The 23,437-nt window shown below is 69.5% G+C and carries 23 protein-coding genes; 9 read left to right on the forward strand and 14 right to left on the reverse strand.

The features are described 5' to 3' along the window. Positions 1–47 precede the first annotated feature (47 nt). Together EV137_RS14665 and EV137_RS14670 are read right to left on the reverse strand one after the other, a co-directional pair. Positions 48–671, reverse strand: coding sequence for a hypothetical protein (locus EV137_RS14665; protein ID WP_238175300.1), 624 nt, complete (start codon positions 669–671; stop codon positions 48–50). 314 nt (positions 672–985) lie between these two features. Then, complete coding sequence (locus EV137_RS14670) at positions 986–1,915, reverse strand: hypothetical protein (protein WP_134129161.1); 930 nt, start codon at positions 1,913–1,915, stop codon at positions 986–988. Between the two features lie 75 nt (positions 1,916–1,990). On the opposite strand from EV137_RS14670, the gene EV137_RS14675 reads away from it, so the two are divergent. Beyond that, positions 1,991–3,205, forward strand: a complete 1,215-nt coding sequence (locus tag EV137_RS14675) for a GNAT family N-acetyltransferase (RefSeq protein WP_134129163.1) — start codon at positions 1,991–1,993, stop codon at positions 3,203–3,205. Here the strand turns inward: EV137_RS14675 and EV137_RS14680 are convergent, their stop codons facing one another. After that, positions 3,206–3,826, reverse strand: a complete 621-nt coding sequence (locus EV137_RS14680) for a PH domain-containing protein (protein ID WP_134129165.1) — start codon at positions 3,824–3,826, stop codon at positions 3,206–3,208. 140 nt (positions 3,827–3,966) lie between these two features. On the opposite strand from EV137_RS14680, the gene EV137_RS14685 reads away from it, so the two are divergent. Genes EV137_RS14685 through EV137_RS14690 form a run of 3 tightly spaced genes read left to right on the forward strand, consistent with a single transcriptional unit; the run spans position 3,967 to position 6,065 of the window. Next, positions 3,967–5,370, forward strand: coding sequence for an OFA family MFS transporter (locus EV137_RS14685; protein WP_134129167.1), 1,404 nt, complete (start codon positions 3,967–3,969; stop codon positions 5,368–5,370). After that, on the forward strand, positions 5,367–5,474 hold the full coding sequence (locus EV137_RS42135) for an MFS transporter small subunit (RefSeq protein WP_445991790.1): 108 nt from the start codon (positions 5,367–5,369) through the stop codon (positions 5,472–5,474). Before EV137_RS14685 ends, EV137_RS42135 begins: the two co-directional genes overlap by 4 nt. A 48-nt stretch (positions 5,475–5,522) precedes the next feature. Then, complete coding sequence (locus EV137_RS14690) at positions 5,523–6,065, forward strand: MOSC domain-containing protein (protein WP_134129169.1); 543 nt, start codon at positions 5,523–5,525, stop codon at positions 6,063–6,065. 35 nt (positions 6,066–6,100) lie between these two features. Here EV137_RS14690 and EV137_RS14695 read toward each other — a convergent pair whose 3' ends face one another. From EV137_RS14695 to EV137_RS14705, 3 genes are all read right to left on the reverse strand, one after another. Next, positions 6,101–6,910 (reverse strand): biotin--[acetyl-CoA-carboxylase] ligase, encoded by an 810-nt coding sequence (locus EV137_RS14695; protein WP_134129171.1) that lies wholly within the window; start codon positions 6,908–6,910, stop codon positions 6,101–6,103. After that, positions 6,907–9,534 (reverse strand): phosphoenolpyruvate carboxylase, encoded by a 2,628-nt coding sequence (locus EV137_RS14700; RefSeq protein ID WP_134004126.1) that lies wholly within the window; start codon positions 9,532–9,534, stop codon positions 6,907–6,909. The genes EV137_RS14695 and EV137_RS14700 overlap by 4 nt, the downstream gene beginning before the upstream one ends. Before the next feature lie 120 nt (positions 9,535–9,654). Beyond that, positions 9,655–10,281: a TetR/AcrR family transcriptional regulator gene (locus EV137_RS14705; protein WP_134129173.1), complete on the reverse strand. Its 627-nt coding sequence runs from the start codon at positions 10,279–10,281 to the stop codon at positions 9,655–9,657. Positions 10,282–10,347: 66 nt separating this feature from the next. On the opposite strand from EV137_RS14705, the gene EV137_RS14710 reads away from it, so the two are divergent. Beyond that, on the forward strand, positions 10,348–10,830 hold the full coding sequence (locus EV137_RS14710) for an SCP2 sterol-binding domain-containing protein (protein WP_134129175.1): 483 nt from the start codon (positions 10,348–10,350) through the stop codon (positions 10,828–10,830). 7 nt (positions 10,831–10,837) lie between these two features. On the opposite strand, the gene EV137_RS14715 is transcribed toward EV137_RS14710, so the two are convergent. Beyond that, entirely contained in the window at positions 10,838–12,196 is a 1,359-nt protein-coding gene (locus EV137_RS14715; protein ID WP_134129177.1) for a hypothetical protein, read from the reverse strand. Positions 12,197–12,286: 90 nt separating this feature from the next. On the opposite strand from EV137_RS14715, the gene EV137_RS14720 reads away from it, so the two are divergent. Genes EV137_RS14720 through EV137_RS14730 form a run of 3 tightly spaced genes read left to right on the forward strand, consistent with a single transcriptional unit; the run spans position 12,287 to position 14,435 of the window. Next, positions 12,287–13,864 (forward strand): acyl-CoA carboxylase subunit beta, encoded by a 1,578-nt coding sequence (locus EV137_RS14720; protein WP_134004118.1) that lies wholly within the window; start codon positions 12,287–12,289, stop codon positions 13,862–13,864. Then, positions 13,861–14,064: an acyl-CoA carboxylase subunit epsilon gene (locus EV137_RS14725; protein WP_238175301.1), complete on the forward strand. Its 204-nt coding sequence runs from the start codon at positions 13,861–13,863 to the stop codon at positions 14,062–14,064. Before EV137_RS14720 ends, EV137_RS14725 begins: the two co-directional genes overlap by 4 nt. 11 nt (positions 14,065–14,075) lie before the next feature. Continuing rightward, a complete protein-coding gene (locus EV137_RS14730; protein ID WP_134004116.1) occupies positions 14,076–14,435 on the forward strand; it encodes a hypothetical protein in 360 nt (119 codons plus the stop codon). Here the strand turns inward: EV137_RS14730 and EV137_RS14735 are convergent. From EV137_RS14735 to EV137_RS14755, 5 genes are read right to left on the reverse strand one after another with little or no spacing between them, the layout of a single operon-like run. Further along, on the reverse strand, positions 14,432–15,898 hold the full coding sequence (locus EV137_RS14735) for a peptidase M16 family protein (RefSeq protein WP_134129179.1): 1,467 nt from the start codon (positions 15,896–15,898) through the stop codon (positions 14,432–14,434). The two genes, EV137_RS14730 and EV137_RS14735, sit on opposite strands and share 4 nt — an antisense overlap. 45 nt (positions 15,899–15,943) lie before the next feature. Further along, positions 15,944–16,954 (reverse strand): hypothetical protein, encoded by a 1,011-nt coding sequence (locus tag EV137_RS14740; RefSeq protein WP_134129182.1) that lies wholly within the window; start codon positions 16,952–16,954, stop codon positions 15,944–15,946. Continuing rightward, positions 16,951–17,346, reverse strand: a complete 396-nt coding sequence (locus tag EV137_RS14745; protein ID WP_134129184.1) for a hypothetical protein — start codon at positions 17,344–17,346, stop codon at positions 16,951–16,953. Before EV137_RS14745 ends, EV137_RS14740 begins: the two co-directional genes overlap by 4 nt. Positions 17,347–17,372: 26 nt before the next feature. Further along, positions 17,373–18,593: a Maf family nucleotide pyrophosphatase gene (locus EV137_RS14750; RefSeq protein WP_134129186.1), complete on the reverse strand. Its 1,221-nt coding sequence runs from the start codon at positions 18,591–18,593 to the stop codon at positions 17,373–17,375. Next, positions 18,590–20,281: a DUF885 domain-containing protein gene (locus tag EV137_RS14755; RefSeq protein ID WP_238175302.1), complete on the reverse strand. Its 1,692-nt coding sequence runs from the start codon at positions 20,279–20,281 to the stop codon at positions 18,590–18,592. Before EV137_RS14755 ends, EV137_RS14750 begins: the two co-directional genes overlap by 4 nt. A 101-nt stretch (positions 20,282–20,382) precedes the next feature. Here EV137_RS14755 and EV137_RS14760 point away from each other — a divergent pair, with 101 nt between their 5' ends. Next, entirely contained in the window at positions 20,383–21,609 is a 1,227-nt protein-coding gene (locus tag EV137_RS14760) for a neutral zinc metallopeptidase (RefSeq protein ID WP_134129188.1), read from the forward strand. Here the strand turns inward: EV137_RS14760 and EV137_RS14765 are convergent. Further along, complete coding sequence (locus EV137_RS14765) at positions 21,589–21,936, reverse strand: MmcQ/YjbR family DNA-binding protein (protein ID WP_134004104.1); 348 nt, start codon at positions 21,934–21,936, stop codon at positions 21,589–21,591. The two genes, EV137_RS14760 and EV137_RS14765, sit on opposite strands and share 21 nt — an antisense overlap. 2 nt (positions 21,937–21,938) lie before the next feature. Then, the gene (locus EV137_RS14770; protein WP_134129190.1) at positions 21,939–23,351 is read right to left on the reverse strand and encodes an MFS transporter; all 1,413 of its coding nucleotides are present in this window, start codon (positions 23,349–23,351) and stop codon (positions 21,939–21,941) included. Positions 23,352–23,437: the final 86 nt, after the last annotated feature.

The raw sequence follows: 23,437 nt of genomic DNA on the forward strand, positions 1-23,437 counted from the left end.
AGGACGGCCGCTGGCTGACAGACGAACGTCGAAGCGGTCTGAGTTCGTCACTCTCCGAACGGCGGCTTCCAGGTGGGGTTGCCGTCGGTCCAATGGAAGTAGACCGGGTCGGTGAAGGTGCCCGGGACCTTGCCGAACGACTGGATGACGGTGGTCGGGCCGCTGGCGTGGCCCAGGGCGTACATGTAGGCCGTGTGGGTGTCCCGGTCGATGCCGAGCAGGACCGAGCCGTACTGGCCGCAGTGCTGCGCGATCAACGTCTCGAAGCCCTGCCAGGTCTTACTGCGAACCTGCTTGACGACGGGTTTCATCGGCGCGGTGGTCGGGATGTGGATAGTGTAGAGCGCGCCGCCGCGGGTGTTCGCGAGGAACGTGTCGTAGGTCTTGGTCGAGCTGATCAGCGTCATCGCCTTCACCGCGGCGAACCCGGGCGCGGACACCTTGTTCCCCCAAGCGCCCTTGCTGTCGATCGTCCAGCGGAACAGCGTGCCGTCGTTACGAAGTCCGTACGTGTTGTACCGGAGCACCTTGTCGTAGTACAACCCTTCGTCGAGGGCGACGAAGGTCCCCCAGCCGCCGCCGATCCGCTTGATCCCGCCCTCGATGACACCGCCGCCGGCCGAGTAGCTGGCGTGGTACAGCCCATCCCCCAGGATGCTGTAACCGGACACGAAGGCGATGCTCTGCCCGTCATCACCCCACGACATCGAAGAGCTGACCCGAACCGTTCCGTCGGGGTACACCCCGGTCCCCAGGATGTGGCTTGCCGGGGCCGTGGGCGGCGTCCCCGCGAAGACGCCCTGATTCCGGTGATCACCCCCGGCCGTCACGGAGCCCACCGCCACGGGGCAGCCTCCTGCCGACACCGCGCTCGGCGTCGCTGCCGCGGTTCCAGGGATCACCACCCCGGCTGCCACGAGTAAGGCCGCTGCTGTCGTTCCGAGTGGTTTGAGCATTCGTACCACCCCCTGTTCCCTTGGCTTGCTCATTCGGCGTGTTTCGGGCTACCGGGGTCCTTCAGACCGGCGTAGACGTTGTCGGGCATCGTCGCGGGCACCTTGCCCATCGACTGGATCACCGTGCTCAGACCGGTGTAGCGGCCGACGGCGTACAGGTAGGCGGAGTCGGTGTCCTTGTCGATGCCGAGCAGCAGGGAACCGTACACGCCGCACTGCTGGGTGATCAGGGTCTCGAAGCCCTGCCAGGTGCGGGTGCGGACCTGCTTCACGACGGGCTTCATCGGTGCGCTGACCGGGAGGTGGATCGTGTAGAGCGCGCCGCCACGGGTGTTGGCGACGAACGTGTCGTACGTCGCGGTCTTGCTGACCAGCGACATCGACTTCACCGCGGCGAATCCAGGAGCCGACCCGGTACGGCTCCAGACGCCTTTGGAGCTGACGTTCCACCGGAACAGCACGCCATCGCTGCGCAGGCCGTAGACGGTCCATCGGGAGATGCCCGCCTGCGTCGGGCCCTGGTACTCGGCTTCCTCCACCATCGTGAAGTTCCCCCAGCCGCCACCGATCCGCCGTAAGCCTGCCGGAGGATTGCTCACGGTCCCGTCATGAGCGCCGTACGCCGCCTGGTAGAGCGCATCGCCGATGATGACGTAGCCGTACACGTCGTATTCAGAGCCGTCAGGGCCCTGGTCGATCAGGATCGACATCGTGGCCATGACTTTGACCTGCCCCGGCGCGAACGCTCTACGGCCGAGCGCACCGCTGGTCGCCTTCGGCGGCGTGGTCGACACGACGGCCAGATTGTTGTGGTCACCGCTTGCGGTAACTGACGACGCGTTGACGTAACAGTTGACGGCGGACGTGGTGGGCGTTGTGGAGCCGGCCGACGCTGTAGTCGGTACCAGGGTTGCCGTGAAGAGCAGGGCCACCGCGGTTGTTACGAGTGGTTTCCTCATTGGTGCCACCCCCTTACCCGGCATGATGCTCCCGCGAGGGCAGAAGTTGTCGGTGCGGCGTGTGAAGATGCGGTGGTGACTGACTTCGAGGTGCGTGCGGCCGAGGCCGGAGAGTTCGACGCGGTACGGGCGGTGTTCAGCGCCGCGATGATGTTCGAGCTGACGCCGGACGACGATCTCGCTCGGCAGTTGTTCGAGCCGGAGCGGACGCTGGTGGCGGTCGACGGCGGGGAGTTCATCGGGACCACGCTGGCGTTGACACGCAACCTGTCCGTGCCGGGTTCCGTCGTGCCCGCGGCGCATGTGACGGGGGTCGGCGTGCGGGCGACGCATCGGCGGCGCGGGGTGCTGTCCCAGTTGATGGGGAAGCAGCTGCGCGAGGTGCCGGAGGCGATCGCGGTGCTGTGGGCCAGCGAGCCGGCGATCTACGGCCGGTTCGGGTACGGCGCGGCCGCCTGGGGTACGGCGTACGAGGTCGACCTGCACCGAGTCGGTCCGCCCACCGGGCCGATCCGTCCGGGCGAGCTCGGTCAACTGACCCCGGACGAGGCGCTCAAGGAGCTACCGCGCATCCTGGGCCTGATGCAGCAGGTCCGGGCCGGCGTCTCCGACCGCTCGGAGCTGCGCTGGCAGAAACACCTCGAGGACAAACCGGACGATCGCGGCGGACGGACCGCTCTCCGAATCGTGGTTCACCGCGACGAGACCGGCAGCGTGGACGGGTACGCGATCTGGCGCGGCAAGATGGTCTGGAATCCGACCGGCCCGGCGTACGAGGTGCACGTCGAGGAGCTGGTCGCCCCGGAGCCCACGGCGTACCGGGTGCTGTGGCAGCACCTGTTGACGATGGATCTGAGCGCCAAGCTCGGCTACGGGTACGCCGCCATCGACGAGCCGCTGCAGCAGCTCGTCAGCACCCCGACCGCCCTGGACCGCCGAGTGACCGAGTCCCTGTGGCTGCGTGTGACCGACGTACCGCGGGCGCTCCAGCAGCGGCAGTACGCCGTACCCGTCGACGTCGTTCTCGACGTGACCGACGACCTGATCGAGGCGAACACCGGCCGCTTCCGTCTGACCGCCTCCGAGTCGTCAGTGAAATGCGAGCGCACCGACGACCCGGCCGATCTGACCGTGTCGGTCGGCGCACTCGGAGCGGTATACCTCGGCGGTCGCCCGCTGGCCGAGTTCGCGCCAACGGGCCGCATCACCGAACACACCGCGGGCGCCCTGGCCCGAGCTACTGCAGCCTTCGGCTGGCCAACCGCACCGGTCAGCCTGGAGGTCTTCTAGCTAGCGGTTGTCGTCCGAGCTGAAGATTGTGTCGCCGTCGTCGGTTCGGGGTTGTTGCTGGGGTTGCTGGGGGCGGCGGCGCATGTGTTCGGGGGGCTGCTCGTCCTCGAGGATGCCGTCGCCGGGCCTGCCCTCGGGGCCGCCGAAGAGAAGGTCGGACATCTGCAGGTGGACGTGCTCGACATGCGGTACGTCGGGGAGCACGACCTGACCGCGTTCGCCGGCGGACTCGATGTGCAGCGTGCCGCAGCCGAGGATGCGGTCCACCAGGCCGTGCTCGTAGGACACGTCGTTGATCCGCATCAGCGGGATGTCCCGGCCGGTCCGGGTGAGGATGCCGTGCCGGGTGATCAGCCGCCGGTTGGTGATCGTGTACGTCGAGAAGAACCAGTTCAGGAACGGCTTCAGCCCGAAGGTCGCGACGACCACCACGCCGACCGCGAGGATCGCGATCCGGGCCGGGGTCTGCAGTGACCCGGACGGCACGATCGCGGCCAGGAAACCGCCCAGACCTGCCACCACCAGCAGCAGGAAGACCGGCCCGATCAGCGCCTTCCAGTGCGTCCGGGTGCTGACGACGACGTACTCGTCCTCACCCAACAACTTCGCCGAGATCGCCATAGGCCCAGTCTCACAGGTCCCGGGTTCGGTTGTCCTCTCCCGACACGTTCGGAGAAAAGATGGTTTAACACTTCACAAAATGCATACAGTGAGCCAGGATGCGCGAAGGGTTGTCAGCTGGGGGACGAGAAGGAGCCGTGATGGCAGTCTTGTCGATTCTCGACCGGGAGCACACCGTCGCACCGCAGGGCTACAGCCGCTGGCTGATCCCGCCGGCCGCGCTGGCCGTCCACCTGTGCATCGGCCAGGCGTACGCGACCAGCGTCTACAAGACGTCGATGGTGAAGCACTTCGACACCACCCAGACCGCGGTCGGCGTGGTGTTCAGCATCGCGATCGTGATGCTCGGCCTGTCCGCCGCCGTCGGCGGCACCTGGGTGGAACGCAACGGACCGCGGAAGGCGATGTTCGTCGCCGCCTGTTTCTGGGCGACCGGGTTCCTGGTCGGCGCCCTCGGCATCGGCACCGGCCAGCTCTGGCTGGTCTATCTCGGGTACGGCGTGATCGGCGGCATCGGCCTCGGGATCGGGTACATCTCGCCGGTCTCCACGCTGATCAAGTGGTTCCCGGACCGCCCCGGCCTCGCGACCGGCCTGGCGATCATGGGCTTCGGCGGCGGCGCACTGGTCGCCAGCCCGCTGTCCCGCCAGCTGCTCGGGCTCTACGACTCCGGCTACGACCCGAACGTGAGCACTTCGGTGGCCGGCGGCAGCGCGCTGGTCGGCCTGTTCCTGACGCTGGGCATCGGCTACTTCGCGATCATGATGTTCGGCGTCTTCAACATCCGCGTCCCCGCCGACGGCTGGGCGCCGGCCGGCTTCGACTCGTCGGCGGTGCGGCAGAAGGCCCTGGTCACGACCGGCAACGTCTCGGCGGCGAACGCGATCAAGACGCCGCAGTTCTGGTTCCTGTGGGTCGTGCTGTTCTGCAACGTCACGGCGGGTATCGGCATCCTGGAGCAGGCCAGCCCGATGATCCAGGACTTCTTCCGCGGCGACGGTGTCACAGGGGGCAAGTCGAGCGTCGCGGTCGCGGCCGCCGCCGGGTTCGTCGGCCTGCTGTCGATCTTCAACATGGCCGGCCGGTTCGGCTGGTCGTCGACGTCCGACCTGATCGGGCGGAAGCCGATCTACGCGATGTACCTCGGCGTCGGGATCGTCGCGTACACGCTGCTGGCGTCCGTCGGGCACACCAGCACGGTGGTCTTCGTGCTGCTGGCCGCGGTCATCATCTCGTTCTACGGCGGCGGGTTCGCGACGGTTCCGGCGTACCTGCGGGACCTGTTCGGCACCTATCAGGTCGGCGCGATCCACGGCCGCCTGCTGACCGCGTGGTCGGCGGCAGGGATCGCCGGGCCGCTGATCATCAACGGGTTCCTGGACCGCGAGGGCAAACCGGGCACGCTGACCGCGGCGGCGTACCGGCCGGCGCTGTTCACGATGGTCGGCGTACTGGCCGTCGGGTTCGTCGCGAACCTGCTCATCCGCCAGGTCTCCGAGCGGTTCCATGAGAAGTCCGGCTCCACGGTGGAGGCAGCACAATGAACCAGACCCCGCGCCTGGTGATCTCCTGGCTACTGGTCGCCGTACTCCTCGGCTACGGCGTCATCCAGACCCTGATCACCGCAGCCAAGATCTTCACCGGATAAAGCGAAAACGATCAAGTACGACGCGTAGGCGGCGGGCACGATGGTCACATGATCGAGCCGGCAGCGCGGTTGGTGGCCGTGAACGTTGTCCATGAGGTGATTCGTGGACCGACGCGGTGGACTGCCATCGACAAGCGGCCGGTGCGGGGTGCGGTCGAGGTCGGAGAGCTCGGGCTGGTGGGCGATCGGCAGTGTGATACGCGGTATCACGGCGGGCCGGACAAGGCGCTCTACGCGTACGCCGAGGAGGATGCGGACTGGTGGGCCGCCGAGCTGGGGCGGGAGATTCCACCGGGGTTGTTCGGGGAGAACCTGACGACGCGTGGATTGGACATCACCGGTGCGCTGATCGGCGAGCGGTGGCGGATCGGCGGGATCCTGGTCGAGGTGCGATCGCCGCGGACGCCGTGCGGGAACCTGTCGGGGCGGATGGGGATCAAGCGGTTCCACCAGCGCTTCGCTCGCACGGGACGGGTCGGCGCTTATCTGAAGGTGCTGGAGACCGGCGAGGTGTGTGCCGGCGACCGGATCACGGTCGTCCACCGCCCGGACGACGGGCAAACGATCGGCGGCGCCGCACGCGGGGAGTAGGAGGTGCGAGGCAGCGCCGGGCGTGGAGTGGTTGCTCAGGCGTTGCGTAGGTGGGTGACGTCGCCCGCTGCGAGTGGCCGGGGGCCTTCCTTCGTGTCGACGATCAAGCGACCGTCGTCCGCGAGGTCGCGGGCGGTTCCTTCGAGGAACGTGCCGTCGGGGAGTTCCACGCGCACTGCCTGCCCGAGGGTTGCCGACAGTTCGCGGTACTCCGGCAGGACGACGGCCGGATCGCCGTTGGCGTCGACCCAGGACTGATAGCGAGACGCGAGCTCCCGAAGTACCGCTGCCATCACGGTGGCCCGGTCGATCGTCGCCGCCTTCTCCAAGGCGAGCGAAGTGGCTGCCTCATGGGGCTTCTCCGACTCGCGCAGCGTCACGTTCAGGCCGATGCCGATGACGGCAGCAGGCCCTTCGACGCGCTCCAGCAGGATGCCGGCGAGCTTGCGGTTCTCGACCAGTACGTCGTTCGGCCACTTCACCTGCGCCGGAATCTCACCGACCTGCCGCACCGCCGCAGCCACCGCCAGCGGGACCAGCAGCCCCAGCCAGGGCCACCGTGATGCCTCAACGGCAGTCGGACGCAGCAGAACGGACATCAGCAACGCAGAGCGCGGCGGTGTGGTCCAGGTACGCCCCAGCCGACCGCGACCGGAGGACTGGTACTCCGCAGCCACGACCAGTCCCTCTGGCTGACCACCTGCAGCCGCAGCTGCCACAACAGCATTCGTCGACGGCGTCTCCGCGAGTACGTCGATCTGCGTCCACAACGCACCGGGACGCACCAACCGCCCCCGCAGGAACTGCTCGTCCAGCGGGGGCCGCTCCAGGTCGCTGAAGCTCATCCGGTGTTCTGCAAACCGGCAGCGACGCCAGAAACGGTCAGCAACAGTAGTCGCCGAGTACGGACGATCTGCTGCTCGTCCAGTGAGTCATCCGTGCGAAGCGTCCGCAGTGCCCGCAACTGCAGGTAGCTGAGCGCGTCGACGTACGGGTTGCGCAGCTCGACCGCACGGCCCAGCACGCGCCGTCCCTGCAGCAGGCGCTCCTGGTCGAGCACCTTGAGCACCCACTCGGTGGTGAGCGCGTGCTCGTCCAGCATCCGCTGCGTCAGCTCCGGCCGGTCGCCCAGCTCCAGGTAGCGGCCGAGGATGCGCCGGTCCGTCTTGGCCAGCGACATCTCCGCGTTCTCCAGCATCACCTGGAACAGCGGCCAGTTCTGGTTCGCGTCCCGCAGCAGGTCGACGTCACCGACAGCGGCAAGCGCCGTACCGAGGCCGTACCACCCAGGTGCGTTCACACGGGCCTGCGACCACGCGAACACCCACGGGATCGCCCGAAGGTCCTCCAGCGACGACACCGCGACCCCACGCCTGGCAGGCCGCGACCCGAGTGGCAGCTGGCCCAGCTCCTCCAGCGGCGTCACAGTGCTGAACCACTCCGCGAAGCCGTCGGCCTTCACCAGCCCGTGGTACGCCGTACGCGCTGCCTCGTCGAGCGTCTTCTCGACCACAGCGAACCGCTCGGCCGCGACCAGGGCCCGCTCCTCCACTGCCGGCGTCGACGCCAGCAGCGTTGCCGCAGTCACCTGCTCGATGTGCCGCTGCGCGATCGCCGAGTTCCCGTACCGGGCCGGAATCGCCTCGCCCTGCTCAGTCAGCTTGAACCGCCCGGCCACCGAGCCAGGAGCCTGCGCCAGTACGGCGCGGTTCGCCGGGCCACCGCCACGTCCCAGGGCGCCGCCGCGGCCGTGGAACAGCGTCAGGCGGATCGCATTGCGCTGCGCCCACGCGGTGATCCTCGCCTGCGCGTCGTACAACGCCAGCGTCGCCGACACCGGGCCGACGTCCTTCGCGGAGTCGGAGTACCCGAGCATGACCTCGAAGCGCCGGTCGTTCGCGGTGAGCCGGTGCCGGACCCGGGTCAGCTGGATCGCGTTGTCCAGGACCTCCACCGAGTTCTGCAGGTCCTCACCGGTCTCGAACAGCGGTACGACGTCCAACTCGATCGGACGCCCGTCCAGCGCGGCGTCGGCCAGCTCGTAGACAGCCGCCAGGTCGCCTGCGTTGCGGGTGAACGACACGACGTACCGACGGCAGGCCTCGGGGCCGAAGCGCTGCTGGATCTGACCGATCACCCGGAGTGTGGCGAGCACCTCCTCCGTCTGGTCGGACAGCTCGCCACCGCCGAGCACCTCCTCCAGCGCCTTGGCGTGCACCGAGGAATGCTGGCGGACCTCCAGCTCGGCCAGGTGGAACCCGAACGAGTTCACCTGCCAGATGAGGTGCTGCAGCTCGCCGTACGCCTGGCGTGGCGCGCCAGCGGACACCAGCGAGTCCTGCAGGACCTTGAGCTCGTGCAGGAAGTCAGCGGCCCGCGGGTACCCGAAGTCGGCGTCGCGGGCGCGAGTTGCGGCCAGACGGCGGGCAGCCAGCAGCAGGAGCTGCCGGTGCGGCTCGGCCGGCGAGCGGGTCTCGATGTCGGTGATCAGCTCCGGGTTGACCGCGCGGGCGTCCTCCAGGATGCGGCGTACCGGCGCGGACGGCGGCGTGGTCGCGGCGTCCAGGGTGAGGGCCCGGCCGAGCGCCTCGGTGGCCTGCTCGAGTGCCCGCAGGACGTGGTCGGCCTGGATCTGCATGGCCTCCCGGGTGATCGCCGCGGTCACGTTCGGGTTGCCGTCGCGGTCGCCGCCGATCCACGAGCCCAGGTGGACGAACGGCGCCACCACGGGCGTCCGCGTCCCGGCCTCGTCACCGGCCAGGGCGTCGTCGAGCCGCCGGTACACGTTGCCGACGACGTTGAACAGGGTCTCCTCGAACACCGCCATCGCCGAGCGCACCTCGTCCAGCGGCGAGGGGCGGCTGGTGCGGAGTTGCGACGTACGCCAGAGGATGTCGACCTGCTCGACCAGGCGGCGACGGTTCTCGGCCAGGTCGCTGTCACCGGCCCGCGGGTCGTGGCGCTCGTCCAGCAGCGAACTGATCCGGCGGATCGTCGCCAGCACGGCGCGGCGCCGGGCCTCCGTCGGGTGCGCGGTCAGCACGGGCCGGAACTCCAGGCCGTTCAGGAGCGCACGGGCCTGCTGCTCGCCGCTGTCGCGGGTGATCTGCTCCACGGCCTGGGCCAGCTCGGACACCACGGCCTCGCTGCCTGCGCGGTCGCGCTCACGCAGCACGCGGGCCCGGTGCAGCTCCTCGCTCAGGTTCGTCAAGTGGAAGTAGCAGGTGAACGCACGGGCAACGTCCTCGGCCCGCTCGTGCGGCCAGGACGCGACCAACTGCTCGGCCGCGGCGCCGTCACCGGCGATGGTCAGCTCACGCAACTTCTCGACGTCGTCGAGCAGCGGCTGACCGGCGTACTCGACCAGAACCTTGCCAAGGATCTCGCCGAGCAGGCGGACGTCGGCCCTGAGTTCCTCGGGCACCTCGAACCGCGCGCGGGTACGGGTCTCACTACCGGTCTCGGTCACGTTCGCCCACCCTATCGGCGGACACCCGCCAACGCCGCAGACCGTCCGCCCACTGGAAGCGGATCGTGACCGCACACCCAGCAATCTCACAGTACGTCGCTACTCGGACGGGTCCCGTTTTCACACGTTCGTGAAGCCGCCGCCGACCACCTGGGACACGGTGCGCGCCAGGTCGGCCGGGGAGCGGTCAGTGGTGCCGGCGACGAGCATCCGGGCACAGGCCTCGATCATCGAGGCGAGCAGCTCGGCCAGGACCGGGAGGTTCGCGTCCGGGTCGGTGACGCCCTGGAGGGACTTGACCAGGGTCAGGCGCAGGCTCTCGACCAGAAAGGCGCGCGCCGCGAGGATCCGCTCGGCGACGACGGGCGCGGCGCCGTACTGCGCGCCGAAGACGATCCGCCACGACTGGGGCTGCTTGGCGACGGCGGCGAGGAACGCGGTCAGGCCCTCGAGGACGTGCTCCTCCGTCGTGCCGACGCTCGGATCTGCGGGCAGCGCGGAGACGATCGAGATGACCAGGTGCTGCTCCTCGCGGGCGAGCAGGGCCAGCAGAAGCTCGTCACGGTTCGCGAAGCAGTCGTAGACAACCGGTTTGGTGACCCCGGCCGCGTCCGCGACCGACTGCATCGTGGTCCCGGCGTATCCCTTCGCGGAGTAGACCTCGAGGGCGGCGTCCAGGATGAGCGGGCGGCGACGCTCCGGACCGAGGTGCGGCGCGCGCCGGCGTCTCTCAGCGTCCTCGACCACTTGACAAAGCTATCCCATCGTAGGAAATTCCTACGGTCTGGTAGGAACTGCCGCCGGGGGTGGTCGATGACCGATCGAGGCAGTGCCGGCTGGCTCGAGTCCGACGGCCTCACCGCCCTGGACGCGAGTGAGCTCGCCCGGCTGGTCGACCGGACGTCGGAGCGGGAGCTTCGGCATCGACTCATCGGGGGTGTGCGAGAGGTCGCGTTGCGCGAGATCTTTCGACGGATGCCGGAGTACCTCCGACCCGCCCGAGCCGCCGGGTTCGACGCTGTCATCATTTGGCAGATCACCGGCGCGGGCGGGGCCGGACGTCCCGACTCGATCGACGAGTACTGGCTCCGCGTCCACGACGGCCGGTGCACGCTCGTGTCCCCACGCCCCACTCCCCCCGACATCTGGATCCGCACCGACCCCGCCACCCTGCTCCGGATCGTCACCGGCAACGAGGACCCCGTCCTGGCCGTCCTCAAACAACGCCTCTCGGTCCGCGGCGACCTGGCCTTAGCCGCCCGCCTCCCCAAACTCTTCAGCGCCGGCCCCTTGTAGATCCAAGTCACCGGATGAGGCCGTCAGATCCCTTGTTTCGGGAGCTTGCGGCGGCGCCGTCGGCCTGGCGCGTCTGCCCTGTGGGTGCCTGGACCCGACCGAGGGGCGGGATAGCTGGATCGGTCCCGAAGACGCGGTTCGGCTCGGCAGCCTGCGCGTTCGGCGGGTGCAGCTCGAATCCGCGGACTGCTGCCAACGTGCGGTCCCCGAGCGTGCCGCCGTACACCTCCGCCTCCCTCCGCACGTCCGAGCCGCCCGCTCTCCAGTCGTCCACCAGGGTGGGCAGTTCGTCGAAGCCCTCGGTCAGCATGGTCGCGGTCGCGGCGGTGGCAGCCGGCCGGCTCTCGAAGGGAATCGTCGAGGTCGCCACCATCGTCTCGGCTGCGGCGGCCGTCGCGGCAGGCGGCGACGCCACCTGGCTGTCCGGGAGATCGGTCTGTATCCGGGCGTGATGCTCGACTCTGGACACGAGTCCTCGCGCCACGATCGCCCGGACCTCGTCGAGCGACGGAGTCGGCTGCGGTTCCATGGATTCCTCCCAGTAGTCGATCTTCTGCAGGAACTCGTGCAGCCTGCCCACCTCGTCGCGTGCGATCCCGCTCGCGGTGTCGATCGCGCCGGCGCCGCCGGTGACGTCCTCGCGCCGGTTCTCCAGTTCCTCGGTCAGCTCGCGCGCCGCGGCCCGCTGCACATCCCGTACGGCGAACCCCGCCTCGATGCTTCTGGTCAGCTGCCGATGAATCCCCGCCCGCTGCCCCTGAGGCAGCCGCGCGAAGTCCATTCGCGCCTCCAGCAGCATCGCGGCTGCCTCGTGCGCGGCCGCACCGTGGCCGGCGGCAACGAGCCGCTTCAGCACCTGGTCCTCACCGGAAGCGGTCCGGGCCCCGATCGCGACTGCCATCGCCCGTGCGGCCGCGACGTCGCCCTCGAGTTGCGGCGGTGGGAACCGCCCGAGGTCGTCCGGCCGCCCGTCCGGGAACAGTCCGGCGACGAGGCGCGGTGTCGCGTTGGCGGCGTACGCGCGGCAGACGGCTGTCGCGAGCCGGTCCCGGGCGCCGGCGTCGGCCGGCTCCGGTAGCGAGCTGTCCGGCTCGAGCCGGTTCGCGCACAGGGCGACCAGTTCGGTCAGCCCGGCGCGGGCGTCATCCCGCCGGTCGTGCCATCGCCCTTGGGTGCCGGAGATCGAATGCAGCGAGGTCGCGAGTCGTCCCGGAAGGTCCAGGTTGTCGGCGAGCGGCCGGAGCATCTCCACATGCCCGGCGCTCAGCTCGAGCGTCTGACCCCGCCGGAGCGAGGACACGCCGTCCACGCTGTCCAGCACGACGAGCTGGTTGACCTTCTGGACGAGCCTGTCGACATCAGCCACGTGCGGAACCTATCGCCGGACCGGTTCAGTACGCGGCTTGCGAGCGACGTCACAGGCGGTACGGCGTACTGGCGCGTAGGCTGCGCGTTCATGGGAGAGACCGTGAACATCCACACCACCGCCGGGAAGCTCGCGGACCTCGAGCACCGGCTCGACGAGGCCGTGCACGCCGGGTCGGAGCGGGCGGTGGAGAAGCAGCACGCACGCGGAAAGAAGACCGCGCGTGAGCGGATCACACTCCTGCTGGACGAGGGCTCCTTCTCCGAGCTGGACGAGTTCGCGCGGCACCGCTCGACGAGCTTCGGGCTGGACGCGAACCGCCCGTACGGCGACGGCGTGGTGACCGGGTTCGGGACCATCGACGGCCGTCAGGTGTGCGTGTTCGCGCAGGACTTCACGGTCTTCGGCGGCAGCCTCGGCGAGGTGTTCGGCGAGAAGATCGTCAAGGTGATGGACCTGGCGATGAAGATCGGCTGCCCGCTGATCGGCATCAACGACTCGGGCGGCGCCCGGATCCAGGAAGGCGTGGTCTCCCTCGGCCTGTACGGCGAGATCTTCCGCCGCAACGTCCGCGCCTCCGGGGTGATCCCGCAGATCTCGCTGATCATGGGCCCGTGCGCCGGCGGCGCGGTCTACTCGCCCGCGGTCACCGACTTCACCGTGATGGTCGACGAGTCGTCGTACATGTTCATCACCGGCCCGGACGTGATCAAGACCGTCACCGGTGAGGACGTCACGCAGGAGGAACTCGGCGGCGCCCGGACGCACAACACCAAGTCGGGCAACGCGCACTACCTGGGCTCTGACGAGGAGGACGCGATCGAGTGGGTGAAGGCCCTGGTCGGTCATCTCCCGCAGAACAACCTCGAAGATCCGCCGGTGTACGACGCCCCGGCCGACCTGGAGGTGACCGAGACCGACCTCGCGCTCGACACCCTGATCCCGGACTCGCCGAACCAGCCGTACGACATGCACATCGCGATCGAGGCGGTCGTCGACGACGGCGACTTCCTCGAGGTGCAGACGCTGTTCGCGCCGAACATCATCGTCGGCTTCGGTCGCGTCGAGGGCCGCCCGGTCGGCGTGGTCGCGAACCAGCCGATGCAGTTCGCCGGCACCCTCGACATCGACGCGTCCGAGAAGGCGGCCCGGTTCGTCCGCACCTGCGACGCGTTCAACCTGCCGATTCTCACGTTCGTCGACGTCCCCGGCTTCCTGCCCGGCACCGACCAGGAGTGGAACGGCATCATCCGCCGCGGCGCGAAGTTGATCTACGCGTACGCCGAGGCGACCGTCCCGATGATCACCGTGATCACCCGGAAGGCCTACGGCGGCGCGTACGACGTGATGGGGTCGAAGCACCTCGGCGCCGACATGAACATCGCCTGGCCGACCGCGCAGATCGCGGTGATGGGCGCCCAGGGCGCGGTCAACATCCTGCACCGCCGCGAGCTCGCCGCGGCCGAGGACGTCGAGACCCGCCGCCAGGAACTGATCACCGAGTACGAGGACCACCTGGCGAACCCGTACATCGCGGCCGAGCGCGGTTACATCGACGCCGTCATCAAGCCGAGCGAGACCCGCGCCGAGATCGTCCGCGCGCTCCGCCTCCTCCGCACCAAACGCGACACCCTGCCCCCGAAGAAGCATGGGAACATCCCGCTGTGACCACGATCCAGATCACCAAAGGCAACCCGACGCCCGAAGAGCTGGCCGCTCTGATCGCGGTGGTCGCCGCACGCGCCGCCGCCGTACCGGCTCCGGCTCCAGACCCGGACCGAGCCAGCAACTGGGCCACCTACTGGCGCAACACCCGCACCCCGTTCCACCCCGGCCCCGGCCAGTGGCGCGCGAGCGCTCATCCGTAAACACTGGCGGTATGGCTAAGTACGCGGTCAACCCCGAGGCGCTCGTCCACGCGCGGAAGCTGATCGACGCGCGGCAGTACGTGCTGGACAGCGACTGGGGTGAGGTGCAGCCGCGGGCCGACGACCAGAACTCGTACCTGGACAAGCACGGCTGGCAGGAGTACGGCGCCTGGCACCTCGGGCTCACGGACGGCGCCGGCGAGGAGACCAAGGCGCGCTACGCGTTCGTACTCGGCGATTTCCGCCGGATCCACCGCACCGCGCTGATCGCTTCGGTCTATCGGGCCTCCGAATGGCGTCACAAGGCCATCGAGCTGGCCGCCCATGACCTCCTTCAACTCCTCGACGAGAAGTCCGGCCTGACGGCTTAGACGTCGAGCTTCGGTTCGTCGTACCAGAGGTCTTGCGGGACTCGCTCGGACAGCTCGGTGAGTACATCTGTGGCGCCGCGGAACAGGTCGCGGTCGAGGGGGATGGCACAGCCGTTCAGGCCCAGCACGATCGTCGGTCCATCCTCAGATCGCATCACGCCCGCGATCTCGTCCCAGCGGATCTGATGAATGCCGTCCGAATCACGCAGGACCAGCGCGTCGTCGGTGCGGACCCACAGCATCGAGCGGGCCTCCTTGACGAACGTCCGCGCAGTGAGCGGCGGCTTGAAGGTGCGGCCGGCCGGCAGTTCGGCGATCACCGGGCACGCGGACGCGAGCGTGAAACCGGCCTCGTGCCACACCTCCAGCGCATGCTCGTCGCCGTAGCCGATCGCGCCGGGCAAGGCGGTCTTGAGGACGGCGGCGATATCCGACGACTGCACCGCCGCCAGCCGCGCGGCGTCGACCGGAGCCAACTCGGGCTCGCCGACGATCCGGCTCATCGCGGTGCTGAAGGCACGCCGTACTTCGGGATCGTCGGAGACCAGGTTCTCCTCGGCGCGCGCGATCTGATGCGCCAGCTCGGACGGCGTCGGCCCGTTCTCCGCGAGGTCGGTCAGGGCCGCGACGACCGCACGGGACACCGCGTCCTCGCTGCCCTCGCGCGCCTCGGCGTACACGACCCAGTCGCTCGACCCGTTCTCCCCGGCGACGAGGTCGAGGCCGATCTCGTAGCTGTGCCCGCCGACGAACCGGCACTTCTCCTCGATCCGCTGCCGCAGCGTAATGATCGCGAGCGTCGAGAGCCGTATGTCGTCGTCCGGCGGCAATGTCAGCAGTACGCCCGCCGCGGGGATGCCGTGCCCGACCACGACCGGCCCGTCGAAGGACCGCGTGGGCGGCAACACCCGTGCCGGTGCCGGACCGCTCGGCAACTCGAACTCCAGGCCGTCGGGAAGCGGACCGGTCACCTGCAGCACCGCGTTCGCCGGTACGAACCACTTCTTCGCGAACGAGCTCACGTGCTCCGGTGTCAGTCCGTCGTACCCCGCCCCTTCCAGCCAGGCGAGTCCGGGCCCGCGGGCGCCGTACCGGACGTTCAGGAGGAAGGCGACGACCGGATGCGCGACGTTGCCCTCCTCCGCGGTCAGCACGCCCGCCTCGAGCGCGAGGCGGTCGGCCGGCGGCGCGGCGAGCGCGCGGCTCAGGCGGTTGAGGAACTCGCCCACGCGCGCCGCCGAACCCGAGGCGACGAAGGTCGTCGTCAGCAGGTCGACCTCGGCGTTCATTTCGATCGGCAGGTCGCGGACGGTGTACATCACCAGGTGCTCGAGGGCGTGCGCGACCCCGATGGTGCGCAGGGTCTCGTCGCGACTGCCGACCGCGAAGGTCAAGGTGACGTCGGTGTGCCGCTGCGACCCGCGATGCCGCACGACCCGAACGCCGTTGATGTACTCGTCCACGGGCGAACCTTAGCCGTCAGGTCCGACGGAAGCGCGCCAGCGCCGTCAGCCTCGACCGGCGGGGCCTTCCTTGTCGTTGCCGAGGGCAGGTTTGGCCGGGTCGCCCAGCCTTTCGTGGTCCGGAGTGGGCCTGGATCCGACCGCGCCCGACGCGGGCGCGATGCCATGGTCCAACGTGAGACCGCCGAAATCCGCCATCTGGGCGAAGAACTGCTCGCTGGTGCGGACCTTCTCGATCGCGCCGGCCGCGATCCGTTCGCCGCGCTGCATCCCGGCCGTCCGGGCTGTCGGTACGTCGGAAAGTCCCGCGAAGCCCGCGCCGACGACGCCGGCGAGCTCGCTCCGGAAGGCGGCCGCACGCTCCGGATCCCGCAACAGCTCAGGCAGCCGGGTCCGGCTGACAATCAACCCGGCCAGCGCGTCCGCCCGGCGGGAGGCCGACTCACGCGCGCCGGCCCGCAGTACGTCGATGGCGCGCAGCCCCTCGAACTCGGCCGACAACTCGGCGGCGAACGTACCGGTCGCGATCGTCCAGCCGGGATAGGACGGCAACGCGGGCTCGGGGGCGGCTGCGACCGCACGCGCCAGCGGTACGGCCAGCTCGGCCGGCAGGACCCGGTCGATGATTCCGGGCATCTCCTGCTGCGTGAGCGCCTCGATGAAGCCCTCCTCGGCGGGATCCTGCTCGTCGCGGTCGTGGTCGCGGATCCGATCCGCGATCGTCCAGTCGGCCGGTGCGGTCAGGTGCCCGAGCTCGTGCGCGGCGGTCTTGATCGCGCGCCGGCATTCCTGCGCGAACTTCGGGTCGGACAGTGCGGCCGGACCTTCGGCGTACAGGCGTCGCAGTGGTTCCACCACCAGCGGACGGCTGAGCAGCAGCCGTCCGTCCTCGGTCGCCCGGCCCCGCACGGACCTCTCGAACTCGGGCGGAATGTAGTCGATCCGGCCGTTCCAGAGTGTCGCCTCGGCCTGGTGGCTGCGCATCACCTCGGCCGCGAGGCGATCCCACAGGCCGTCGAAGCCCGGAACCGCACTGGCCGGGTCGAAGCGCGTCATTGCCGTTCGATCCGCTCCAGCACTCCCAGGAGGGTCGCGTTCAGGTCCAGCGCGGCGTCCCGCTCGGCATCGGTCGGCGCCGCGGCCGCGATCCTGGTGACCTCGTCGATCCCGGCCTCGACGTGGGCGCGCTGCTCGGCCGGTGTGCCGGCGGGAACGCGCCTGGCCCGCAGCATCGCCTCGAACGCCAGGTCGACGGTCTCGCTGTGCGGCGCGGTGACTTCGAGCAGCATGCGCTCGGTGGCTTCCAGGTACCGCTGGGCCTTCGCCGGGTCGTCCTCCACCGTCGCCGCCAACTGCCGCAAGCGCTCCACGCCGGCCTTGAATGCCGGTACGTCGTCCGCCGCACCAACGACCGTGGACCGCTCGGCGTAGAACTCGTCGAACCGCATGGCAGACAGGATTTCACACCCAGGAATCAAGTACGGCGGAAGCGCACCACCGGATAGATCGGGACCTCGTCCGTGTTGCGGGTGGGGCCAACGAAGCTTGTCGCGCCGTCGAGCACCAGGCCGTGCCGGGACGCGACGGCGACCAGGTGGGCGAGGGCGTCCTGGGAGCGGGTGTCGTCGGGGCCGCGGCCGTCGGCGTAGCGGCCGGCGTCGGACTTCTCGGTGGTGGTGACGAAGACGCCGTCGGTGCGCAGGACCCGCGCGACCTCGGCGATCACCGGCTCGCTGTCGTCGAGCAGGTGCAGCAGCCAGACGGCGACGACCGCGTCGCACCGACGATCGGCCACCGGCAACCGCGTCGCATCCGCCGCCGCGACGTGACCGGGCAGCCGGACGTTCGCGCGGCGCAGCATCGCCGTGGACAGGTCGAAGCCGTGCACCAGGTTGCCGAGGGCAACCAGCTCCGCACCGACGATCCCGGTGCCCACCGCCAGCTCGAGCACCCGCTGCGCTCCGGCCGACGCACCGGCAGGCGCCGCAGGGCACCTGAGCAGGTCGTCGACGGCGCGCGCGGCCGCCGCGGCGCGGGCCGGTCCGCCACGGGTCTCGTCGTACGTCGACGCGACGGATTCGTCGTACCTGAAGGGTTTCTGGGACCTCCACAGCTCGGGCCAGCTGATGCCGACCTCGATCAGCATCCGGCGCAGCAACGGCAGCGAGAGTCCGACGACGTTGTGGTAGTCGCCCTCGATCGCCGTGACGAACGGGCCGCCGAGTCCGTCGACCGTGAACGAGCCCGCCACCACGAGCGGTTCGCCCGTCTCGACGTACGCGTCGATCTCCTCGTCGGTGAGGTCGGCGAACTGGACCTCCGTCGACGCCAGCTCCCGGATCTCCTGCTTGGAGGACGTGTCGAACAGGCAATGGCCGGTGTGCAGTACGCCGCGACGCCCGCGCATCATCCGCCAGCGCTCGCGGGCGACCTCGGGAGTGCCGGGCTTGCCGTACGCGACGCCGTCGAACTCCAGGACCGAGTCGCAGCCGAGGACGGTCGCGTGGTCGGTCAGGTTCGCGACCACCGCACGCGCCTTCAAGACGGCGAGCAGCCGGGCGAGCTCGCCGGGGTTCTCAGCGGTGACGTTGTCCTCGTCGACGCCCGAGACGATCACCTCCGGCTCGATCCCCGCCGCGCGCAGCGTCTTCAGTCGCGCCGGCGACGCCGACGCGAGGACGAACCGGGTGCTCATAGCTTCGCCAGCGCCCGGCGCAGCGGGTCGAGGCCGATCGACCCGAGGTTCAGCGCGTCGGAGTGGAACGCCCGCAGGTCGAACGCGGATCCCTTGCGCTGCTTGGCCTCTTCCCGCGCCTGCAGCCAGATCCGCTCGCCGACCTTGTACGCCGGCGCCTGGCCGGGCCATCCGAGATAGCGGTTCAGCTCGGCCCGCAGGAACTCGGTCTCCATCCGGCAGTGCGCCCGCAGGAACTCGAAGCCGAGGTCGGCGTTCCACCGCTCCCCCGGCCGCCAGCCGAACGGGTTGTCCCGCGGCACCTCCAGCTCCAGGTGCATGCCGATGTCAACGACCACCCGGGCCGCGCGGAACCCCTGCGCGTCCAGCATGCCGAACCGCGCGCCTGCGTCCTCGAGGTAGCCGAGCTCCTCCATCAGGCGTTCGGCGTACAGCGCCCAGCCTTCACCGTGGCCGGAGACCCAGCAGGCGATCCGCTGCCAGCGGTTCAGCAGGTCGGTGCGCAGCATCGTCTGCGCGCACTGGAGGTGATGTCCGGGCACGCCCTCGTGGTACACGGTCGTGACCTCGCGCCAGGTGGCGAACTTCTCGATACCGTTCGGCACCGCCCACCACATCCGGCCCGGCCTGGTGGTCAGGTCCTCGCTCGGATTCGTGTAGTAGATCGAGCCGTCCGAGGTCGGTGCGATCATGCACTCCAGCGTGCGGATCTCGTCCGGGATGTCGAAGTGCGTGCCGGCCAGCTCGGCGACGGCCGTGTCGGACAGCTGCTGCATCCAGTCCCGGAAGGCTTCCTTGCCGAGGATCGTCCGCGCCGGGTCGTTGTCCAGCAGCGCGGCGGTCGCCTCGATCCCGCGATCGCCGCCGTTCAGCCCGGCCGCGATGTCCTGCATGGCCGACTCGATCCGGGCCAGCTCCGTCCAGCCCCAGGCATACGTCTCCTCGAGGTCGATCGCGGCACCGAGGAAGCTGCGGGAGGCCAGCTCGTACACCTCCCGGCCGCAGGCGTCCCGCTCCGGCGCCCGCGGCGCGAGGTCGGCGGTCAACCACGATCCGAACTGGTCGAAGGCCTTCCGCGCCGCGGCGGCCGCGGCCTCGACGGTCGGCTTGACGGCACCCTCCGGCGCCTGCGCGGCGAGTCCCGCGAAGAAGTCGTCGCCCTCGGCACCGGTCCAGCTGGCGATCCGGCCGGCCAGGCCGGTCACCTGGCGCACCGCCGAGATCCGGCCCTGATCGGCCTGCTCGAGCAGCGTCTCGCGGTATCCGTCGAGCGCCGTACCGACCTGGTTCAGCCGGATGGCGACGATCTCCCAGTCCTGCTCGGTGTCGGTCGGCATCAGGTCGAACACCTGCCGCAAACCGGCCGGCACCGAGGCGATCGCATTCAGCTGGTGCTGCGGTACGCCGGCCTCGTGGCGCTCGACCTCCAGGCCGAGCCGCTCCACGAAGGCGTCCTTGGCGACCTCCTCCCGCGGACTCGCCGGCTCGATCGCACCGGCTTCGGCAAGGGACCTCCTGGCGAGCTCCGTCCGCGCCTCGAATCCGGCCGGTGTGAAGTCCGGCAGCTCGTGGTCGTGGCCGGTGACGCCCATTTCGGTCGCCAGGATCGGGTCGAGCACGATCTCCTGCTCGAGGTGCCGCTCGGCGAGCTGATCGATCGGGCTGTTCGGGTTGGTGGCAGCAGTCACCCGATCGACCCTACCTGTCGAGGGCCTCCGGAGCTGACCTGTTTGTTGGCCGATACTGTGGCGGTCGCTGAATGCCAGCACGAGGGACGAGAGGAACGGCGTTGAGCCAGCCACCCTACGGGCCGCCCGGCCAGAACCCGCCGTACCAGCAGGGCCCGCCGCAGGGCCCGCCGCAGGGTCCTCCGCCGGGTCAGTACGGCGGTCCGCCCCAGGGACCTCCGCCCGGTCAGTACGGCGGCCCGCCGCAGCAGGGTCCCGGCTTCGGCTGGGGCCCGAGCTTCGGCCCGGGTGGTCCCGGCGTTCCCAGCATGGGCTGGCAGCAGCCGCGGAAGAAGTCGAAGGCGCCGTTGATCGCGATCCTGTCGATCGTCGTGGTGGCCGTCGTCGGCGGCGTGATCATCGGTCTGGTCCGGAAGGCCACCAACGACGTGACCACCCCGCCGGTGACGCCGAGCCGGTACACGCCCGAGCCGACCACGTCCCCGACCGAAGAGCCGACGGAAGAGCCGACCGAGGAGCCCTCCGAATCTCCGTCCGAGGAGCCGACGACCACGGAGCCCACTACCACCGAGACGTCGAGTACGCCGAACAAGCCGGCGGACACCACGGTCGTGGCCAAGAACGCGCTCTACAAGGTCGGCCAGATGGCCACGGTCAACTGCAAGGAGCCCAAGGCCCGGCCGACCAACGCCCGGGGCGCGGCCGCCTACTGGGCCGCGATCAAGCCCTGCCTGGACAAGTCGTGGGCGCCGCTGGTCGCGAAGGCCGGCTACAAGTTCACCGCGCCGCGGATGACGTACTGGTCCGGGACCTCGATGTCGACGCCGTGCGGCGACGGTCCGGTCGCCGTACCGTTCTACTGCTCGGGCAACCACATGATGTACATGAAGGTCGACGTCTTCGTGAAGGCGTACAACGAGTACCCGGGTGATCCGATCGCCCAGGCGTACGCGCGGATGTGGTACAGCCGCTCCATCGCCCACGAGTACGGGCACAGCGTGCAGTTCATGACCGGCATCCTGCAGGCGTCCAGCAACCTGCGCTACGAGCAGCCGGACTACGAGGGCCGGACGCGGATGACGCGGCGGATGGAGCTGCAGGCGAACTGCTTCGCCGGTGTCTTCCTGGCCGCGAACAAGCGCAGCTACCCGATCAACGGCAACCTGCTGTACGTCTGGAAGAAGTACGTCGTCACCGCGGGCGACAAGCCCGAAGAAGGCGACCACGGCAGTGTCGCCAGTCAGGCACGCTTCATGGGGAAGTCGTTCAACACGGCCAACCCGGCCAGTTGCAACACCTTCTCGGCGTCACCGGCCAACGTCAGCTGACAGCTCCGACAGGCCTGGCGGCGCGACCTGCCGCCAGGAGTCGACGAGGATGTCGCGCAGTTCGTCGGCGTCCTCCAGTGCCTCGAGGCGGGCTCGAACCCAGTTCGAGCCCGCCTCGTGTTTGGGCACCCAGAACTTCTCCGGCTCCGCGGCGATCAGCTCCTCGCGCTCCAGCCGCGGGCACCGCACCGCGAACGACGTCTGGTCGTCCGGCACGGTGACGAACATCCGCCCGGCCACGTCGAACGTCGGGTGCCCCCACCGCCGCTTCTCCACCGTCTCCGGCAAAGACAACGCAATCCGTCGCACGTCCTCAGCGTCCAGCACGCTCACACTGTAGAACGTCGACGCCCCGGCAGGAGGAGGGCTGCCAGGGTGCCGGCCGCGACGATGGCGGCTCCGGTCCAGACGGCGGGGACGAGGCCGGCGGCGTACTGCGTCGGCGACTCGTAGGAGCCGGCTGAGGCGAAGACCGATGCCAGTACGGCGACGCCCATCGCGACTCCGACCTCGCGGATCGTGTTGTTCGTGCCGGACGCAACGCCGCGGTCCGCGTCGGCGGCGCTCGCCATCACCAGGCTCGCGGACGGCGCGAAGGTCAGCCCCATCCCGATCCCGGCGAGGACGAACGGTGCGACCAGTTCGCCGTACTGCGTCGTCGCCGTGGTGACCAGTGCGATCCAGCCGAGCGCGGTGGCGAGGAACGCCTGGCCGAGCACGATCAGGATCCGGGGGCCGACGCGGTCGACGATCAGACCGGCGATCGGTGCGACCACGAGCGGGGCCGCGGTCCACGGCAGCGTGCGGACACCGGACTGGAACGGCGTGTACCCCTGCACGACCTGGAAGAACTGCGCGAGCAGGAACACGGCTCCGAAAACGCCGACCGCAAAGCTGAACGCGACCACGTTCACCACACTGAACGAGCGAACCGAGAACAACCGCAGCGGCAACATCGGCGCGACAGTCCGACGCTCCCACCCGAGGAACGCGGCCAGTAGCACCCCGCCCGCGAGCAACGACCCCAGCACGCCAACGGACGTCCAGCCGTCATCGGCTCCGTGCACAACACCCCAGACGACGGACAGTACGCCGGACGTCGCCAGCACGAGTCCGAGCAGGTCCAGCTGCTTCGCCGTACCCCGCGACTCGGTCAGGACCCGCGTGGCGAGCACGACGGCGACGACTCCGACGGGAACGTTCAGCCAGAAGATCCACTGCCAGTTCAGGCCGTCGACGACGGCTCCGCCGACCACCGGACCGACCGCGATTCCGAGGCCCGAGATGCCGCCCCAGATACCGATCGCGGCGCTCCGCATCTTCTCCGGTACGGCGCCCGCGAGCAACGTCAGCGACAACGGCATCACAGCCGCCGCGCCGATGCCCTGGATCGCGCGGGACCCGATCAGCATCCACGGCTCGGTCGCCAGCGCGCAGGCCGCCGAGGCCAGGGTGAACAGCGTGATCCCGGCCAGGAACACCCGCCGCCGACCGAGCCGGTCGCCGATCGCGGCCGCGGTCAGCAGCAGCGCCGCGAAGGCGAGCGTGTAGGCGTTCACGAACCATTGCAGGTCCGACAGGGACGCCCCCAGCTCCGACTTGATCACCGGCAGCGCGTTCGTCACCACCAGGTTGTCCAGCGTGACCATGAACACCGGAATCCCTACGGCGGCCAGCACCAGCCCGAGTCCGCGGCTCCGGGGAGCGGTCAGTTCCCTCTCATCGAGAGCGGTCGATGTCATCTCGTACCCCTAGTTGTAATTGACTGATAACAAGCTTGATGACGAGAGTATGCATCGACTGATAACATGTCAAGGGAGTGGAAGGA

This window comes from Kribbella pratensis (assembly GCF_004366075.1).
GTDB lineage: Bacteria > Actinomycetota > Actinomycetes > Propionibacteriales > Kribbellaceae > Kribbella > Kribbella pratensis.

Excerpts from the sequence above, each read along its gene's own strand:
- EV137_RS14720 (WP_134004118.1), top strand. The coding sequence starts at position 12,287 with ATGGGAGAGACCGTGAACATCCACACCACCGCCGGGAAGCTCGCGGAC.
- EV137_RS14710 (WP_134129175.1), top strand. The coding sequence starts at position 10,348 with ATGACCGATCGAGGCAGTGCCGGCTGGCTCGAGTCCGACGGCCTCACC.
- EV137_RS14740 (WP_134129182.1), bottom strand. The coding sequence starts at position 16,954 with ATGACGCGCTTCGACCCGGCCAGTGCGGTTCCGGGCTTCGACGGCCTG.
- EV137_RS14670 (WP_134129161.1), bottom strand. The coding sequence starts at position 1,915 with ATGAGGAAACCACTCGTAACAACCGCGGTGGCCCTGCTCTTCACGGCA.
- EV137_RS14690 (WP_134129169.1), top strand. The coding sequence starts at position 5,523 with ATGATCGAGCCGGCAGCGCGGTTGGTGGCCGTGAACGTTGTCCATGAG.
- EV137_RS14680 (WP_134129165.1), bottom strand. The coding sequence starts at position 3,826 with ATGGCGATCTCGGCGAAGTTGTTGGGTGAGGACGAGTACGTCGTCGTC.
- EV137_RS14770 (WP_134129190.1), bottom strand. The coding sequence starts at position 23,351 with ATGACATCGACCGCTCTCGATGAGAGGGAACTGACCGCTCCCCGGAGC.
- EV137_RS14685 (WP_134129167.1), top strand. The coding sequence starts at position 3,967 with ATGGCAGTCTTGTCGATTCTCGACCGGGAGCACACCGTCGCACCGCAG.
- EV137_RS14750 (WP_134129186.1), bottom strand. The coding sequence starts at position 18,593 with ATGAGCACCCGGTTCGTCCTCGCGTCGGCGTCGCCGGCGCGACTGAAG.
- EV137_RS42135 (WP_445991790.1), top strand. The coding sequence starts at position 5,367 with ATGAACCAGACCCCGCGCCTGGTGATCTCCTGGCTACTGGTCGCCGTA.
- EV137_RS14695 (WP_134129171.1), bottom strand. The coding sequence starts at position 6,910 with ATGAGCTTCAGCGACCTGGAGCGGCCCCCGCTGGACGAGCAGTTCCTG.
- EV137_RS14745 (WP_134129184.1), bottom strand. The coding sequence starts at position 17,346 with ATGCGGTTCGACGAGTTCTACGCCGAGCGGTCCACGGTCGTTGGTGCG.
- EV137_RS14730 (WP_134004116.1), top strand. The coding sequence starts at position 14,076 with ATGGCTAAGTACGCGGTCAACCCCGAGGCGCTCGTCCACGCGCGGAAG.